At 63.4% G+C, this 15,641-nt stretch carries 20 protein-coding genes and 1 tRNA gene; 14 read left to right on the top strand and 7 right to left on the bottom strand.

The window, feature by feature from the left end; genetic code table 11:
- Positions 1 to 144: 144 nt before the first annotated feature.
- Both J1C47_RS23060 and J1C47_RS23055 read left to right on the top strand, forming a co-directional pair.
- Positions 145 to 1,164: a hypothetical protein gene (locus tag J1C47_RS23060; protein WP_207353159.1), complete on the top strand. Its 1,020-nt coding sequence runs from the start codon at positions 145 to 147 to the stop codon at positions 1,162 to 1,164.
- Positions 1,164 to 1,439 (top strand): hypothetical protein, encoded by a 276-nt coding sequence (locus J1C47_RS23055; RefSeq protein WP_207353158.1) that lies wholly within the window; start codon positions 1,164 to 1,166, stop codon positions 1,437 to 1,439. The genes J1C47_RS23060 and J1C47_RS23055 overlap by 1 nt, the downstream gene beginning before the upstream one ends.
- A gap of 19 nt (positions 1,440 to 1,458) precedes the next feature.
- On the opposite strand, the gene J1C47_RS23050 is transcribed toward J1C47_RS23055, so the two are convergent.
- The gene (locus tag J1C47_RS23050) at positions 1,459 to 2,025 is read right to left on the bottom strand and encodes an SLATT domain-containing protein (RefSeq protein WP_207353157.1); all 567 of its coding nucleotides are present in this window, start codon (positions 2,023 to 2,025) and stop codon (positions 1,459 to 1,461) included.
- 145 nt (positions 2,026 to 2,170) lie between these two features.
- On the opposite strand from J1C47_RS23050, the gene J1C47_RS23045 reads away from it, so the two are divergent.
- Genes J1C47_RS23045 through J1C47_RS23015 form a run of 7 tightly spaced genes read left to right on the top strand, consistent with a single transcriptional unit; the run spans position 2,171 to position 6,501 of the window.
- On the top strand, positions 2,171 to 2,398 hold the full coding sequence (locus J1C47_RS23045; RefSeq protein ID WP_207353156.1) for a hypothetical protein: 228 nt from the start codon (positions 2,171 to 2,173) through the stop codon (positions 2,396 to 2,398).
- Between the two features lie 2 nt (positions 2,399 to 2,400).
- The gene (locus tag J1C47_RS23040; RefSeq protein WP_207353155.1) at positions 2,401 to 3,069 is read left to right on the top strand and encodes a hypothetical protein; all 669 of its coding nucleotides are present in this window, start codon (positions 2,401 to 2,403) and stop codon (positions 3,067 to 3,069) included.
- Positions 3,070 to 3,122: 53 nt separating this feature from the next.
- Positions 3,123 to 3,473, top strand: a complete 351-nt coding sequence (locus J1C47_RS23035) for a hypothetical protein (protein ID WP_207353154.1) — start codon at positions 3,123 to 3,125, stop codon at positions 3,471 to 3,473.
- A gap of 2 nt (positions 3,474 to 3,475) precedes the next feature.
- Positions 3,476 to 3,868: a hypothetical protein gene (locus J1C47_RS23030; RefSeq protein ID WP_207353153.1), complete on the top strand. Its 393-nt coding sequence runs from the start codon at positions 3,476 to 3,478 to the stop codon at positions 3,866 to 3,868.
- Between the two features lies 1 nt (position 3,869).
- The gene (locus J1C47_RS23025) at positions 3,870 to 5,591 is read left to right on the top strand and encodes a hypothetical protein (RefSeq protein ID WP_207353152.1); all 1,722 of its coding nucleotides are present in this window, start codon (positions 3,870 to 3,872) and stop codon (positions 5,589 to 5,591) included.
- A complete protein-coding gene (locus tag J1C47_RS23020; protein ID WP_207353151.1) occupies positions 5,588 to 6,340 on the top strand; it encodes a hypothetical protein in 753 nt (250 codons plus the stop codon). Before J1C47_RS23025 ends, J1C47_RS23020 begins: the two co-directional genes overlap by 4 nt.
- On the top strand, positions 6,340 to 6,501 hold the full coding sequence (locus J1C47_RS23015) for a hypothetical protein (protein ID WP_207353161.1): 162 nt from the start codon (positions 6,340 to 6,342) through the stop codon (positions 6,499 to 6,501). Before J1C47_RS23020 ends, J1C47_RS23015 begins: the two co-directional genes overlap by 1 nt.
- 522 nt (positions 6,502 to 7,023) lie before the next feature.
- Here the strand turns inward: J1C47_RS23015 and J1C47_RS23010 are convergent.
- Entirely contained in the window at positions 7,024 to 8,436 is a 1,413-nt protein-coding gene (locus J1C47_RS23010; protein ID WP_207353150.1) for an SNIPE associated domain-containing protein, read from the bottom strand.
- Between the two features lie 187 nt (positions 8,437 to 8,623).
- On the opposite strand from J1C47_RS23010, the gene J1C47_RS23005 reads away from it, so the two are divergent.
- A complete protein-coding gene (locus J1C47_RS23005) occupies positions 8,624 to 9,070 on the top strand; it encodes a hypothetical protein (protein ID WP_207353149.1) in 447 nt (148 codons plus the stop codon).
- An 8-nt stretch (positions 9,071 to 9,078) separates the two neighbouring features.
- Positions 9,079 to 9,381 carry a hypothetical protein gene (locus J1C47_RS23000; RefSeq protein ID WP_207353148.1) on the top strand — a complete coding sequence of 101 codons (303 nt, stop codon included), beginning with the start codon at positions 9,079 to 9,081 and terminating at the stop codon, positions 9,379 to 9,381.
- Positions 9,382 to 10,122: 741 nt separating this feature from the next.
- Here J1C47_RS23000 and J1C47_RS22995 read toward each other — a convergent pair.
- Positions 10,123 to 10,890, bottom strand: coding sequence for a Crp/Fnr family transcriptional regulator (locus tag J1C47_RS22995; RefSeq protein ID WP_207353147.1), 768 nt, complete (start codon positions 10,888 to 10,890; stop codon positions 10,123 to 10,125).
- A gap of 125 nt (positions 10,891 to 11,015) precedes the next feature.
- On the opposite strand from J1C47_RS22995, the gene J1C47_RS22990 reads away from it, so the two are divergent.
- From J1C47_RS22990 to J1C47_RS22980, 3 genes are all read left to right on the top strand, one after another.
- The gene (locus J1C47_RS22990) at positions 11,016 to 11,264 is read left to right on the top strand and encodes a DUF6894 family protein (protein WP_207353146.1); all 249 of its coding nucleotides are present in this window, start codon (positions 11,016 to 11,018) and stop codon (positions 11,262 to 11,264) included.
- A gap of 46 nt (positions 11,265 to 11,310) precedes the next feature.
- On the top strand, positions 11,311 to 11,550 hold the full coding sequence (locus J1C47_RS22985) for a hypothetical protein (protein ID WP_207353145.1): 240 nt from the start codon (positions 11,311 to 11,313) through the stop codon (positions 11,548 to 11,550).
- A 77-nt stretch (positions 11,551 to 11,627) separates the two neighbouring features.
- Complete coding sequence (locus J1C47_RS22980; protein WP_207353144.1) at positions 11,628 to 11,906, top strand: hypothetical protein; 279 nt, start codon at positions 11,628 to 11,630, stop codon at positions 11,904 to 11,906.
- A gap of 136 nt (positions 11,907 to 12,042) precedes the next feature.
- Here the strand turns inward: J1C47_RS22980 and J1C47_RS22975 are convergent.
- The 4 genes from J1C47_RS22975 to J1C47_RS22960 form a co-directional block, all read right to left on the bottom strand.
- Positions 12,043 to 12,118 (bottom strand) — tRNA-Lys (locus tag J1C47_RS22975).
- A 235-nt stretch (positions 12,119 to 12,353) separates the two neighbouring features.
- Entirely contained in the window at positions 12,354 to 13,349 is a 996-nt protein-coding gene (locus J1C47_RS22970; RefSeq protein WP_207353143.1) for an ABC transporter substrate-binding protein, read from the bottom strand.
- A 43-nt stretch (positions 13,350 to 13,392) separates the two neighbouring features.
- The gene (locus tag J1C47_RS22965) at positions 13,393 to 14,379 is read right to left on the bottom strand and encodes an ABC transporter permease (protein WP_342592044.1); all 987 of its coding nucleotides are present in this window, start codon (positions 14,377 to 14,379) and stop codon (positions 13,393 to 13,395) included.
- Positions 14,376 to 15,251: an ABC transporter permease gene (locus J1C47_RS22960; protein WP_245396762.1), complete on the bottom strand. Its 876-nt coding sequence runs from the start codon at positions 15,249 to 15,251 to the stop codon at positions 14,376 to 14,378. The genes J1C47_RS22965 and J1C47_RS22960 overlap by 4 nt, the downstream gene beginning before the upstream one ends.
- Positions 15,252 to 15,641: the final 390 nt, after the last annotated feature.

The following is a 15,641-nucleotide window of genomic DNA, read 5'->3' as shown; positions in this document are numbered from 1 at the left end:
CCGCACGCAACGGCCTCGTCATCGCTCGCCTACGGCTACGCGATAACGAGGCCGTTGCGCATTCGGCACCCGAAGAGGGGGCCCGTTTGAACGCCGATGAGGGGTCCCGTTCCGAAGCCGTTTGACATCTATGAGGCAGTGCCGATGCTTGCCGGGCAGGTAACGAACAAGACGGCCGAGACGATCAGCCTGAGCACCGGCGTTGATCTCGAGGTCCGGTCGGCGAGCTATCGCACTGCGCGGGGCATCACGGCTGTCGCAGCGATCGGCGACGAGGCGGCATTTTGGCGATCGGACAACTCGGCCAATCCTGACACGGAGATCCTGAACGCGATCCGTCCGGCTCTTGCGACGACCGGCGGACCGTTGATCGTGATTTCCTCGCCCTACGCCCGCCGCGGCGAAGTCTATACGACATGGAAGCGGCACTACGGCCCGGCAGGAGATCCTCTCATCTTGGTGGCGCAGGCGCCTTCTCGGATCCTCAACCCGTCGCTGCCCCAGAAGGTCGTCGACAGAGCCCTGGAGCGCGACGAGGCGTCGGCACGGGCCGAATACCTCGCCGAGTTCCGGAGTGACATCGAGGCCTTCGTCACCCGTGAGGTGGTTGAGGCCTGTGTTGCCAATGGGGTGTTCGAACGCCGGTATGCTGGAGATGTCGAGTATTCAGCCTTCGTCGATCCCAGTGGCGGCTCGGCCGACTCGATGACGCTTGCGATCGGCCACAGCAGGGACGGCACGGCGGTTGTGGACGCTATACGCGAACGAAAGCCACCATTCTCGCCGGAGGCTGTGGTCGCCGATTTCTGCAATCTTCTGAAGGCTTACGGCATCCGGACAGTGACGGGCGACCGCTATGGCGGCGAGTGGTGCCGGGAGCCTTTCCGGAAGCACGGCATCGAGTATCGGCTGGCTGATAAGCCACGATCTGACCTTTATCGCGACATGCTGCCTTTGTTGAACAGTGGCAAGGTCGACCTTCTCGACAACGATCGACTCGTGACGCAGATCGTGAATCTTGAGCGCCGCGTCGCCAGGGGTGGTCGCGAGAGCATCGATCATCCGCCGGGAGGGCATGACGACATTGCGAATGCGGTCGCCGGCGTGCTGGTCACAAACACGAAGTCTTACTTCCGATATGGAATGCTGGAGTTGTCGGACTGATGGCCGCGCTTCCCGTTCTTATGCGACCGGACGAGATCGTCGACGTGAAGCGCGCTGCAGACCATGCTCGCAAGAGCGACAAAACGATCCGGCGATGGGTGGCCGAGTTTGGGATTGCCCGGCAGGCGACACAGCGCGCACCGCTGGAGATCAGCCTGCCCGCGCTGGAGATGGTCCTGCACGGCGATCTCGCCGCACTGGAGATGCTGAGGGCTGGCCAGCGATCGGCACCGGAAGTGCGGCGGTATATGGAGTTTCTCGGCTTGTCGGGATGATAGGCAGCACCACCGCTGCTCATACGTCTTTTTGACCGCCAACATCGGCTTGGAGAGCATCGAAGAATTCTTTGACTTCTCGATCGATCATACTTTCATAGTAGCCGCGAAAACCAACAAAATTGGCGACCCATTCATCCGAACCGATTTGATGCGGAACTTGGCTTATGCGGTATTTCTCCCGTGCGTTCTTTAAGGCCCTTTTTGCGACGTAACAAGTTGCCCACCGCTGATCAAACCTAAAGATGCGGCGAAACCCCTCAGCAAGGGATAACGCGACAGTTATAATCAGCGTAATCAGGCCGATTATATTTTGGCTGATACCCGTAAACCCCTGAAAACTCGGCGCTGCTGCTGTGGAAACAACGAATAATGGTGCAATTGACGATAAAATCATAATCAAAACGTTCGTAAACCGACTTCCTTTTCTAGCAAATTCCATCTCTTCAAGATAATCGCGTATAGCAGCTGTTACTTCGTCATTCAATTTCTCTTCTCTTTTTGCCCACTTTTCTAATATTGGCTCTTCAGAGCGTCGGCCGACCCTTTTGACGGAGCCAGATGCGTCTTCTGCTTCATGCTCCATCGCAGCCACATGTCCTTGCGCAATAAATAGGGTAAATACTACTTATAATAGGATTCCGACTTTTGTCCATCCAGGTCCATCCGTGACCACTGTTCATCGGCGCGGGCATCGCTTCCAATGGACTCAGCAGTCGAGGGAGCATGCCATGTCCGACAATTCGCATAGCCAAGCCGCAGTCCCGCTATTCTTGAACGGCGCCCGCGTCACGTCCGGATTCCGGTCCGCGCTCTTCGACGCGGCGAACCGTGCTGGCGTCACCGTCAACGAGTTCGTCATCAGCGCGGCGGCCGAGAAGCTTGCTCGCTCCGGCTCTTCGTTCCCCGGAGTGTTTCGGGCGGGCGATCTCTCCATTCCCAGCAGCGAGGCAGCCTGATCATGGCCGATAGACCCTTCAACGAACGCCTTCGCGACGCCCTTGCCAGCGGCTCCAGCGCCATCGTGGCGGCGACGATCGGCGAGGCGCAACAGATCAGCGCTGACGCGGCCAAGGCGGCCGAGGACGCGAAGGCGCGCGCCCTTGATCCGCTTCTCGCCGACGCGGAGATCGAGGCTGCCCGCAAAGCCGCGTCCGACGCCGAGTTCACGATGCAGCGCATGGCCGAGGCCGTCCGCGTGCTCGGCGAGAAGCGCGAGGAGTTCCGGAAGGCCGAGGACCAGGCCGAGCGCGGCAGGGTCTATGCTGCAGCGCTGCAGGTCAGAAACGACGCAGCCGCGCGCCTGGCGGCCGAATATCCCGATCTGGCGAACCGGCTCGGCGGCCTGCTCGCCGATGTCGTCGCAGCCGATGCCGCGGTCGAAGCCGCGAACCGCAACCTTCCGATAGGCAAAGCTCGGATCGAGGGCGTCGAGATGACGGCTCGCCCGGGATTTCTCCCCCACCTCAATCAGCCCGCTCTGACACGGATGACCATCCCGTCCTTCAACGCGCAGTCGGTCGACCCGACCTGGGGCGAAGGCCGCACCGGCGCGACCGCAGGCCGGGCATTCCGGCCGAACAGGATCGGGAGCGGCCCTGCCAGTGTCAATCGAGGAGAAGCCGCATGAAGATCTCGGATTGCCGGTGCGCCGGCCCATGGTGCACCTGCCGCGGAGAGCCGATGCTGAAAGACGGCCATGTGGTGTCCGTCAGGGTTCCGATGATGATGTCCGACGGGGCGCCGACGGCCGGGCGGACGATCTTCGCCGATGGCGATCAGGCCAGCCCGGAGGAGCGCGCCCGCGCCGCGATGATCGCCGATATCTCCACGGCGCATCTGCGCCCTGACGACCGGGCCGCGGCCGATCGGAAGGAGACGCGGGACCATCTGCGGGCCGAGGAGGCTGCGGTGCGATCTCAGGCCTTCGCCGATGCCAAGGCAGCCGGATTCAACGATGAAGCGGCCAACGCCGAAGCGGCCTATCAGGCGATGAAGCATCGGACTGGAAACGAGTGGCGTCAGGGGCGGTGATCATGAGCGCCGGCGATCGCCATGATCGGGCATGTGCACGCGGCGAACGGATCGACGTCCGGTGGTTCGCGCGCCACCCCGGCCGTGTGCTGCGGGTGCGCCAGTCGCTGCCGTTCGAGGGCTCTGAGTTCGGGCCGGAAGGGCATCGCCGATCGCCCTACGCTCTTGTCTTCCTCGACGGTGCCGTCGTGCGCCGGCGTTTCTTCTATGCCCATCGGATGCCGGACCTCGATACCGCCACGCTCGCTGCGCTGTGGGATTTCATCGCGGCATCGGTGCCGGAACGGCCGGGCGGCGACATGGTACCGGTCAACCCGGTCCAGTGTCTGCAGATCGAGGCCAACGCGGCTGCCTGCCGGATGCAGATCGATCGGATGATGCGGGGAGCTGCTTGAGATGGAAATCGCCACCCTCGGAATTTCGGTCAGTTCGTCCGACGTTGTGAAGGCGTCGTCGGACCTCGACAAGATGACCGCGTCCGCTGCAAAGGCGGAAGCCGGCGCGAAGAAGCTGGAGAGCGCTGCGTCCGCCGCAGGGCAAGGCGTCAAGCAGACGGGCGCCGAGGCCGCTTCCGGGAAGGGCAAGGTCGACAGCTTCGAACGGTCGGTCGCGGCCGCTGCGAAGGAGATGGCGGCGGTCAGCAAAGGCGGTGCCGAGGCGGCGGTCGGGTTTCGGAAGGTGTCGGACAGCGCGAAGGCCGCGAACGAGAACGCTCGATCGAACACCGGCGCCTATCGGAACGTCGCGCAGCAGCTGAACCAGATCGCGCAGCAGGCCGCGGTCACCGGCAACATCATGGGTGCGGTTGCGGTCCAGTCGGCCGACATCGCTGCGGCGTTCGGCGCCGGCGGGGCTCTGCTTGGCGTCGGACTTACCGTTCTTCTGACGGCCGCGCCGAAGATCGCCGAGACGCTGACCGGCGTGAAGTCGCTCAACGTGGCGATGGACGCGCACGAGAAGGCTGTCGAGCGGATCGCTTCCGCCTATGACATCGCGCTCGACAAGGCCGCGCAATATCGCCGCGAGGCCGCGAACGTCATGACGTTCCAGGAGCGCCGCTCGCGTTCGGAACTGGAACTTTCGGCCCGCACCAATCTGGCACAGGGTCTGTTCACGCCGGGGTTGTTCGAAAACCCGGTGTTCGATCGTGCTCCCGGCCGGGGCAAGCCGCAGATCGGCGAGGTTTCGAAGCAGTACAAGGACTTCGCCGACATCCTCGATCGGCTGAAGAGCGGGTACGACAACGGCGCCCCGGATGCCATCAAGGCCATCGACGAGATTGCCAAGCGGGCTCTCCTCAATCAGACCAACAAAGAACTTCAGGACACGGCGAACAAGCTGATCGGCATCATCTCGCCGGCGGCCGATGCCCAGCGGCAGATCGATTCGTTGGCGGACAGCGCGGCGAACCTTCGCGAGGAGTTTTCGAAGAAGTCGCTCGCGGACCTGCAAAGCCTCATCCCCGACCCGCGCACAGATCGTCAGAAGATCACCGACCTTGCCGATGCGGCCTCTCTCGCAGCGAAAAGCTACGGCGAATTGATGTCGATCGAGCGGGATCGCAAGCGCGCGCTCGGCGCGCTTGACCGGCAGGACGATCTCCGGCGCCAGGGCGACGCGCTCACCATCCAGTCCATCACCGCCGTCACCACGGCGGAAAGGGCGCGCATTGCCGGCGAACAGGCCCGGCTCGGCATCCTCGACAAGGTGGAGGCTGCCGAGGCCGATGCGGCCGCGCAGACGCTCGTCTTCGCGCAGGCGGCCAAGGCGGCGGACGATGCGCTGATCTCGGCCAATGCCGCACTCGCCGGGGCGGGACAGCAGGGGTATGCGCAGCAGCTTGCGCAGATCAACGCCGAGATCGAGCGCCAGATCCGGCTCAACCCGGAGAACGCCGCGACGTGGCAGCAGGTGGGCGAAGCCCGCCGGCGCGCGCTCGACATCCAGACCTCCCGCTCGCTCTTCGACCCGCAGCAGGATGAAATCGAGCATTTGAAAATGCGCGCGGCATCGATCGGGCTCAACGCCGACGAGACGCGGCGGATGACGATGGAAATGCAGGCCGCTGCGGCGATGGGACCAATCGGCATCGACATCTTTTCAGGAGAAGAAGCATGACGGCCCTCAACGTCATCAATCACGGCCTGACGGCCACTTTCCTCACCGACACAGCCCAGTATGACCGGCAAGGTGTCATCGTGGGCTTCAAGGAGAAGTGCCTGGCCTTCCGGGATCGACGCCTTGCCGTCGCCTCCGCTGGGTGGGTGATGATCACCGATCAGATCGAATCCGTCGTCGCCAAATGCTTCACGGACATCGACGACGTGATCGACAACGGGGAAGAGGTCTTCCGCGCCTACCATGCTGCCGTCGAGCCGCGTATCGAGGAACGCTGCCGGCTCATCCCCGGCGCCCGCGCCGACTACCTGACGGTGATCGGCGGGTGGTCGAAAAGCCGACAGGAGACGCGCCTGGCGATCTTCAAGACGCAGGGCGGGGTGGAGTTCTTGCGCGACTCAAAGACCGTGATCATGCCGCTGTTCGACGGCCTGATCAGTAAGGATCCGCGCAGGCTCGGTCCGGCGGCGAGCGTCGAGATGGTGAAGCGCCAGCGCGATTATTTCGGCGAGGGCGGCGATTCCGACCATGGCGAGCGCGTCGTCGGCGGGCACATCCTCGTGACGATCGTCGGCGAGCACGGTGTCGATCAGAAAGTCGTCCACCGCTGGCCCGAAGACAGGATCGGCGAACGCATTCAGCCGCGGACCCTCGCTGCCAACTCTGCCGCGCCGATCGTGCCGCAGGGCATGTCCCGGCAGCAGCGCCGCGCCTGGGAGCGTCAGCAGGGCAAGAAGGCGGCGGCCTGATGGACCGTACCGCCCGCGGCACCTTCGCCCGTGGCAAGCCAGGACGGCCGCGGGGCGCCCGCCACAAGACCACGCTGGCGATCGAGGCGCTTCTCGACGGCGAGGCCGAGGAGCTGACCCGGGTCGGCTCGCTCGCGTCCTGTCGAGCCTCGAAGGGTTGAACCGCGGGCCGGATATGGTGAAGGTCGGCTTTCCGGCCGGCAAGACCGATGCAGACCTCGTCATGCGGGCTGTGTGGAACGAGTTCGGCACCCGCCGCGGCGGCAAGGGCTTCTCGACGCCCCACGGCGGCGGCTTCGGCGGCCCCATCCCGGCTCGGCCGTTTATGCGCAACGCCATGCGATCGAACCGGTCGAAATACCAGCATGCGATGAAGGCCGAGATCCGGGGGCTGTTCCGAAAGATCGCGGCGGGGACCAACTTTGGCGGCTCGCGAGAAGAGATTCTGCGAAAGCTGGGCATCATGGCGCAGGGCGATCCAAGCCTCGATCACCTCCCTCGCCAGTCCGCCGAACTCGCCGGTGACGATCGCGCTGAAAGGTCGAGCAATCCGTTGATCGACAGCGGCGAGATGAGGCAGCGGGTCACCTATCAGGTTGAGCGGCGGGCGGTTCTCTCTCGAGCGCTTCTCCGCTGGCTATCCGATAGGCGCCAGCTTCGGCCGCTGGAAGGTCGCCCTTTCATCAGATGGCGTCGGGCAACAAGTCCCCCTGGTGGGCTTGAAGCTCCAATAGGGCAGCGTTCCGGCGCGCCAGGGTTTCGTGCCATTCCTGTGCCTCGCGATCCTTGAAGAAGCTCGCGTCCGGCGCCAGTCGCGCAACGGCCTCCTCCACCTCGGCCAGCCCCACGCGGAAGAACTCTTTCCGCATGTTGACCGCGTTAATGCGGCGATCGGCGAACTCGCGATGGAGCGCTCCCTCAAGGGCAGGCGCGGCGTCGCTGTAAATCATCGCATGGGTGTCGAAAGCGAACGGGACGCTGGCGTCGCCAAGTTCCCGAACCCGGTCATCAGGATCAAGGCGCCGGGTCAGTCCGATCTTCACCACGTCGTCCCCGAACGAGCCAGCGTTCGAGACAATGTAGACGTAGCCGGAACTCGTCAGCTCCGCCATCGCTCTCGCCCGTTCGCTGGCAGCGTGCGCCGCGGCGAGATCTGTTTCGAGCATGGCGATCTTCTGCCACAGGGCTTCGCTGTCCTTTCCCTCGGCCTCGCGCCGCGCCTTGGCCAGCAGGTCGAGGTATTTCTGCTCCTCGCGCTCCGCCCGCTCGGCATCGGCGACAAGCTTCTTCTCTTCACGCTCCGCACGAGCCATTTCGGCCCGCTCCTCTTTCTCTGCTTTCTGCCGCTCCCGATACTCATGGGTCAGTCGAAGCTCATTCAGCCTGAGATCGACATAATCCGGCGTGAGCTCGATGTGCATCGACGTGTTCTCCTTGTCGATGGCCTTCTGAGCGGCAAGGATCCGTCGCTCCATTGCGCTGATGTTGTTCCATCGCACGTTTGCGATGGCAGCCTCGCATTCGTTGTTGAAGGCCCGCAGCGTCAATCGAATCTGACGATTCACCATCGTCTTGCCTTGCGCCTGACTGTCCCCGACGGTCCAACTCGTGTGGCAGACTGCGGCGCGCTTGTCCGAGACCATCTGCTTCTGACGCGCCCGCACCTGCCGGATCGCCTCCTTGAAAGCTTCGCTGTCACCGAAATCGAAGTGGGGCTCGTAGATACCGAGCTCGGCGAACGCCAAGCGTTCGTCGTAGATCGCGATCTCCTTCTCGAGGCGACCGTAGAGCTCCCGCTTCTCGGCGAAGGCTCTGCGGACATCCTCGATCGACGAGGTGATGGTTGCCCTTTCCTTGGCAGCGTCGCGTCGGAAGTCGTCCAGCTTCGCCGCTTCGCCGGCCGCAACCGCCTTCAGGCGATCGACCTCCTCCTCCTGTGAAACGATAGGACCGTAGCGGTCTCGAATGAGGGCAGCAGCACTTGCGGTTTCCTTCCTAGCCCGTCGAAGACGACTCCATGTGAAGACCCAGCCGGCGAGGAAGAACGGCGATAGCACGAGAAGGGAGATAGCCGCGAAGGACAGGTATGGGTGCATGAGACTTCCACCGGCCGATAAGACTTCGTCGACAAGTTGCTGACTTTTCGCTCCGAACTCAACTGCGCCTCTTGCATCAGCTGCGCGCCTTCAGGATTTGCCATTGGAGACGCCGGCCGTTGCCCGCGAAAATCGAAGGGACTAAAGATCCTCGATCAGAATTCCCTATCGAAGTGCGAGGATGGTGATGGATTTTCTTATCGATTTTCCGCTGCCGACTTATCGACCCAAAGGCCGGCTCGACGTCCTCGCCGATCAACTCGGCATCCGGATCATCCCTTGCCGGCGCCGTCGGCGCGCCTCGCACGAGACCCACGCCCGCGGCGCGATGAAGCTGATCATCACCGAGCATGGCGAGGGGCACCTCGTCACCGTCGTCCGGTGCGTCCGGCAGACGAAGGGCAATCAGGCGGAGCTTTGGAGCGAAACCCTTCTCGCGATCTCCGATGTCCTGGCGATGCGGCCGGACTGGCGGGATGCCGGCGGGGCTCTACTCGACGCCTTCGATCAGATCCCGCTTCAGGAGCTTCGCAGCGCGGCCGTGGCGTGCCGTCCATGGCCGGTGCGGCACACGATGCGCGGAATGCTCTTCCCGCGCCTGGCGGGGCTCCTGGAGGCGAGGCGGGCGGCATAGGTATTGCCATGACGACAACACCTTCGCAGTGGTGCGGCTATCGGGACGGCATCGTGATCCCTGGAGTGGGCACCGTGCGGCTGCTCGACAATGAGGCGCAGGTGAAGGCGAAGTACGGGCCGAAGCACACTCGCGCCGACCGCGAACTTTATCTCGCCGTCGGCATGAACGCTTGGCAGTGGAAGAAGATGCGGCTCGTCGACAAGCGCAAAGTCCGGTGGGCGTTCATGTTGCTGACCGCGCCGACGAACTGCGGACGAAAGCCGGAGCCGGTCGACTGGAGCGCTTGGCCGGCGGATGAGCGGGCGTAGGGCGATCGGTCGCGGACGATGTCGTGGTATGCTCAGCGGATGTTTGATCGGCCACGAAATCACGACAGCGATCTTGAGATCGCCGCGACCGTCTGCGCGTTCATCACGCTCGGCGTCTTTATCGTTGCTCTGGCGATGTAGATGAAGCCGTTGCGGTCATTGGTGAGGGGCCTCGTTCCATTCCGCAGTAGCCAACGAGAGCGATCGCGATCGACGCCATGATGAACGACAGCAGGATCACCTGATCGAGCTTGGTCTCTGGGGGGCTTTCGGCCGTCCTGTTCCTGGCACTTGGCAGCCTCATGATACCTTCCTCCCAAGAAGCCATGCTCGCGGGCGCTCCTCCAGGGCGCAAATCCTACCAGATGCGAAGCATTACTGATGAATGATGCGACACCTATTGGCGACTGGCAAGCCGAGTAGCGATGAAGTTTCGCCCTCTAAGTGTGAGGACGTGCGATACACCGAGCCGCTCGACATATCCGCGCCGCTCCAGTTCTGTGGCGACTGCGTCAGGGATTACCCGGGTGACACGATTTCCGACAACCATGTTGAAGAGCGTGTTCCACTCGGCTGCGGTCAACTCGCGCTCCACCATCGTGGCCTCCCAAAGCACCAATAGGGCGGGAAGGAATGGGAGTTGCAACTCACGCTTTGGTGCAGATGCCAGCTTGAGACACATGGCCTGTTAGTCGCTGACGGGCCAACACGATCTGACGCGGCTCATCTGCCTGCGACCCACTATCGCCGTTCGCCAAGCAGAACAGAGACAGCATCCGGCGGGCGGGTGAAATGTAGATAATCGGAATCGAATTCAGCGATATGTCGGAGCTTCGACCAATCATAGATCGTCAATGTGCGGTGCCGAAGTTCCAGAAGACCCTCACGCCTGAACTCTTGCAGATGGCGGTTCACGGACACGATCGTGAGCCCTAAGGCGTCTGCCAGTTCGTTCTGGGTCACCGGCAATGCAATTCGCGTGTCGTTGCCGACCTCGACGGCTGCCGTCCTCACCGTCAATTCACAGAGAATGTGCGCGATTCGTGCCCGTGCCAGCTTCCGGCCGATGCTGGTCACCCACTCTCTGAGAATGGCAGCGTCGATCAGCGTCCTGCGCCACAGCGACTCTGCCAAGTCATGGTTTGCCCGGAGCAACCCGCGCAACGCCTCGTGCGGGATGAACGCCAAGCGGGCCGGTGACAGCGTCGTAAGCGAGTGATCCATGCGCTTCAGATGCAGACTTTGGAGATCAGGCAGATCACCGGGCACATGGAAGGCAACGATCTGACGGGCACCGTCCGCCAACACTCGAGAGCGGCACGTAAAGCCCTCGAGGATCAGGCAACAGCGGCTGGGGCGATCGCCCTCCGCAACAATGGTGTGGCCCTTGCCGACGTCTTGCTCGACTATCGGCAGTTCCAAGAGAAGCCGGACGTTGTCCTCGCTGATGTCAGTGGTACTGAGAAGGTGGCGGATGAGAGGGTGATAGTGCAGCTTGGCTTCCATCATCGTTCCTCATCCGGGTTTCCAAAACAGTCGATCACCAGTGGCAGACCGCCTCTTTGCTAGCAACGTGTTTTCGCTGCAACCTTCATCGCTTCCAAGCGCTTTTAGCAAGATTCGGAGTTCAAGCGATGGCAGTGTTCTTCTTCGACACGTTTGTGGACGGAACCACAATTCCGGATGAAGACGGTCTCGGATTCGAACCTCAGGCTGTCGAGAGAATCGCCTTGGCGGCTTTGGCCGAGATGATCCGCGAGTTGGTTGTTGGCGATCCTGCCCAGAATGTTGGCATCAGGGTGCGAGACGAACATGGCAACCGGGTCTTTGAAGCCGCGCTGAACATTTGCAACACTTCCCCTAATACACAAAAGCGAATGTAGGAGGCCGCACGGCTCGTTTCTGCCGTGAATCGAGGCCGAGTTCGGGATGAGCGAGAACACCGCTCGCCGCTTCATGCATGTCGCAAAGGCATACAGCGGCAAATCCGCCATCGTGGCGGATTTGGACGTGACCGCGCTCTACGAACTCGCCGCCCCGAAAACGCCGATCGAAGTCCGCGGGGAAGTCGAGAAGATGATTGCGGCTGGCGAAGCGGCTAGTACGCGGCGACAGGCGTTCCCCCGGCCCAGCTATAGCCGAGCACGAATGCGGCCAACCACACGATGACCATGACGAACAAGGCGCCGAAGACGTAGCGCTTCCATTTCCGCCGTTCCCGTTGCCGCGGCGTCCTTTCTCGTTCGATGGGCTTCATACCGCTCGAACTGGGATCGTCACCGGCTGTTGCAACCGTCCACCCGGGCATCGTTGAAACTTGTTCGCCGGTCGATGCCTGCGAAAGCGTCTCCCGGTCCGCCGTCATCATGTTCGACCGCCGAAGCGGAGCCCGCTTTCTTCTCGCCGAAAATGCCAAGCGGCATTCCGCAGCTTGGGCAGAAAAAAGGGGCATCATCGTCGAGCGTCTCGTGGTGTCCAGCGGGAACACGACAGTCGAAGCAGACCGGGATTACCGTAATCTTTGAATGTGCGGGCATGTCGCATCCCATGTCGCGTGGAGCTGCCGAGCGTACCGGGAAACCCCTGTAAATCAAGGGAACTCCCTGCAACACGGGTGCGACATGAAAACGGGAGAGAACGGCTCTAAGTGACTGAAAATATTGGTGGGCGCGTTGGGACTCGAACCCAAGACCTACAGATTAAAAGTCCGTTGCTCTACCAACTGAGCTACGCGCCCGATCCGGCGCTCGCCGCGCCGGATGTGCGCCTAGTACGGAAAAGGCCGACAACAATCAACACCGGCGGCGCGCGGCGGGCGCGAGACGCCGGTGGGCATTAGCGGCCTCTCGGCGGGCAGGACACGTCGGCATCAGCGGCGGGCACCGCACCGGCAACCAGCCACCGGCAGAAGCCGCCGGCGGCGGGCGCGAGCGGTCGGCGGCGGCACGGGCGGCCGGCCGCCGGGATGCCGCTCACATTTCCTTCATCTTGTCGGTGACCTTCGCCGTCCAGGCGCCTTCCGGCTTCTTGGTGATCACCGGGTCGGAGCCGCCGGACATCAGGACGTCGACGGTGTTCTCGGCCGCCGACGTGTCGAGCGTGCCGTCGGAGCCGTCGACCAGTTTGTTGATCTCCCGGACCATCCTCTTTTGATGCTCCTCGGTCTGGGCGCCGGTCATGTCGTTGTCGAGCACGATCTGGGCCGCTTCGTCCGGATTCTCGGCGGCGTACTGCCAGCCCTTCATCGAGGCCTGCACGAACTTGGCGAGGTCCTCGACCATCTTCGGATCGTCGAGGCTTTTTTCCATGACGTACAGACCGTCCTCGAGGGTGGCGACGCCCTGGTCCTCGTATTTGAAGACGGTGAGCTGGTCGGCCGGGATGCCGGCGTCGATCACCTGCCAGTATTCGTTGTAGGTCATGGTCGAGATGCAGTCGGCCTGCTTCTGGATCAGCGGGTCGACGTTGAAGCCCTGCTTGATGACGGTGACGCCATCCGCGCCGCCCTCGGTGGAGAGCCCAAGCTTCGACATCCAGGAGAGGAACGGATATTCGTTGCCGGAGAACCAGACGCCCAGCGTCTTGCCCTTGAAGTCCTCGGGCTTCTCGATGCCGGTATCCTTGCGGCAGGTGAGCTCCATGCCGGACTTCTTGAAAGGCTGGGCGATGTTGACCAGCGGCAGGCCCTTTTCCCTGGCGGCGAGAGCCGCCGGCATCCAGTCGACGATGACGTCGGCGCCGCCGCCGGCGATCACCTGCTCGGGGGCGATGTCCGGGCCGCCCGGCTTGATCGTCACGTCGAGACCGGCGTCGTCGTAATAGCCCTTCTCCTTGGCGACGTAGTAGCCGGCGAACTGGCCCTGGGTCACCCATTTCAGCTGCAGCGTCAGCGCGTCCGCGGCATTGGCGGCCCCGGCGAGGGCGGTGGTGCCGAGAAGGACCGCGGCGCCGATCAGTGATGCTTTCATGTCTTTTCCCCTGTTGCTGCAAGGTTGCGGGTCGTCGTGTCGCCTATGCGCGGCGAATGGATGGATGCCAGAAGGTGGCGCGGCGCTCGATCAGCGCGATGAGACCGTAGGAGGCCGAGCCGACGACGGCGGCCACAGTGATCTCGGCCCAGACCATCGGCGTGTTCATGCGGCCGATCTCGGCGGAGATGCGAAAGCCCATGCCGACGATCGGCGTGCCGAAGAATTCCGCGACGATGGCGCCGATGAGGGCGAGGGTGGCGTTGATCTTCAGGGCATTGAAGACGAAGGGGAGCGCGGCAGGAAGCCTCAGCTTCATCAGCGTCTGAGTGTGGGACGCGGCATAGGTGCGCATCAGGTCGCGCTCCATCGCCGAGGAAGCCGACAGGCCGGCGACGGTGTTCACCAGCATCGGGAAGAACACCATGACGATCACCACGGCGGCCTTGGACGGCCAGTCGAAGCCGAACCACATGACCATGATTGGGGCGACGCCGACGATGGGAAGGGCGGAGACGAGATTGCCGATGGGCAGCAGGCCGCGCTTCAGGAAGGGCGAGCGGTCGATCAGGAGCGCGGTCAGGAAGCCGGCGCCGCAGCCGAGGACGTAGCCGGCGACGACGGCCTTGAGGAACGTCTGGACGAAATCGTCGAAGAGGATGCCGGCCGAGGCGGCGAGCGTCGCGGCGATCGCCGAGGGCGGCGGCAAAAGGACCGTCGGAACGGCGAGGCCGCGGATGACGAGTTCCCACAGCATCAGGACGGTCAGTCCGAAGACGAGCGGAATGGCGATCGACAGCATGCGCCGCGCCGCCGGTGCCTTCGGCTCCAGCGAGGCGAGGGCGGCGGTCAGTGCCCAGGCCGAGGCCCAGAAGGCGAGGGCGGCGAGAAAAAGCGGCCAGCCGCCTGTCGCGAGCAGCATGACGGCGGCGAGCGCGAAGAGCGCGGTCGCCAGCGCTGCGGCGGCGATCCGCGCGGCCGGCGATGGCCTGCCGAAGAAATGGGCCGGTGCGAGCCGCGCCCCGCTCACGGGCGCTGCCCCTGGCGCATCAGCGCCGCCCGCTCGCACAGCCCGACCAGCCAGACCAGGACCGCGGCCATCAGAGACGCCATCACCAGTGCCGACCAGATCTGGATGGTCTGGCCGTAGTAGGAGCCGGCGAGGAGACGCGCGCCGAGGCCGGCGACCGCCCCGGTGGGAAGTTCGCCGACGATCGCCCCGACGAGGCTTGCGGCCACCGCCACCTTCATCGAGGTGAAGAGAAAGGGCAGCGAGGCCGGGAAGCGCAGCTTCACCAGCGTCTGCAGCGGGCTCGCCGAATAGGTGTGCATCAGGTCGGTCAGCATCCGGTCGGGGGCCCTCAGGCCCTTCACCATGCCGACGGTGACCGGGAAGAAGGAGAGATAGGTGGAGATGAAGGCCTTCGGCAAAAGCCCCTGCACGCCGACGGAATTCAGCACGACGATGATCATCGGCGCGATGGCGAGGATCGGGATCGTCTGCGAGGTGATGATCCAGGGCATCAGCGACTTGTCGAGGGTGTTGGAAAACAGGATGCCGACGGCGAGGAGAATGCCGAGGGCGGAGCCGAGGGCGAAGCCGAGCAGCGTCGAAGAGAGGGTCACCCAGGCGTGGAAGATGAGCGAGCGCGGCGAGGTCGGCTTGACGTCGAAGACCGTTTTCCAGAGTTCGGCGACGATCTGGTGCGGCGCCGGCAGGACCGGGCGCTGCGCCGACCAGGTGGCGGCGATCACCTCATAGGTCGAAGGCGGGCCGGCATTGGCGAGCTTCTGGCTCTCGGTCTGCCAGTTGAGGCCGATGGCGGCGAGATACCAGATCGCCAGGATGGCGAGGCAGACGGTGAGGACGGGGACGGTGCGCCCTGCGGCCCGCCGCTTCAGGAAGCGGGCGGCGGGGCCGGAATAGCCGATGCCGCCGGAGGGTTCGGCGATGGCGGGCGAAGCGCTTATGGCGGGTCCTTTCCGTTCCCCGGACGTCGTGTCGACGCAGTCACCCACCGTCGCCGGGAGATTGGAAAAGGTCAAGGGTGGTCGAAGGGTGGACGGTCGACGGACTTCGCAGTGCATCCACGTTGCAGAACGGGCGGCTGCATCCAATGCCTCGTCATCCCGGGACAAGCCCACTGCTGTCCGGTTTAATTTTGTGGACAGAGTGCATGACATTGATTCTACTCGGTTCCAGACGTTTCGCGGCGTTCGGGACACGAGATTGGAGATCAATGTCATGCGGCACGACAATAGCGTTTTTCACGGGCTGCAGAAACACATTCC

The organism is Jiella sonneratiae (assembly GCF_017353515.1).
Classification (GTDB): Bacteria; Pseudomonadota; Alphaproteobacteria; order Rhizobiales; family Rhizobiaceae; genus Jiella; species Jiella sonneratiae.
This window is presented reverse-complemented; position numbering and strand designations above follow the sequence as displayed.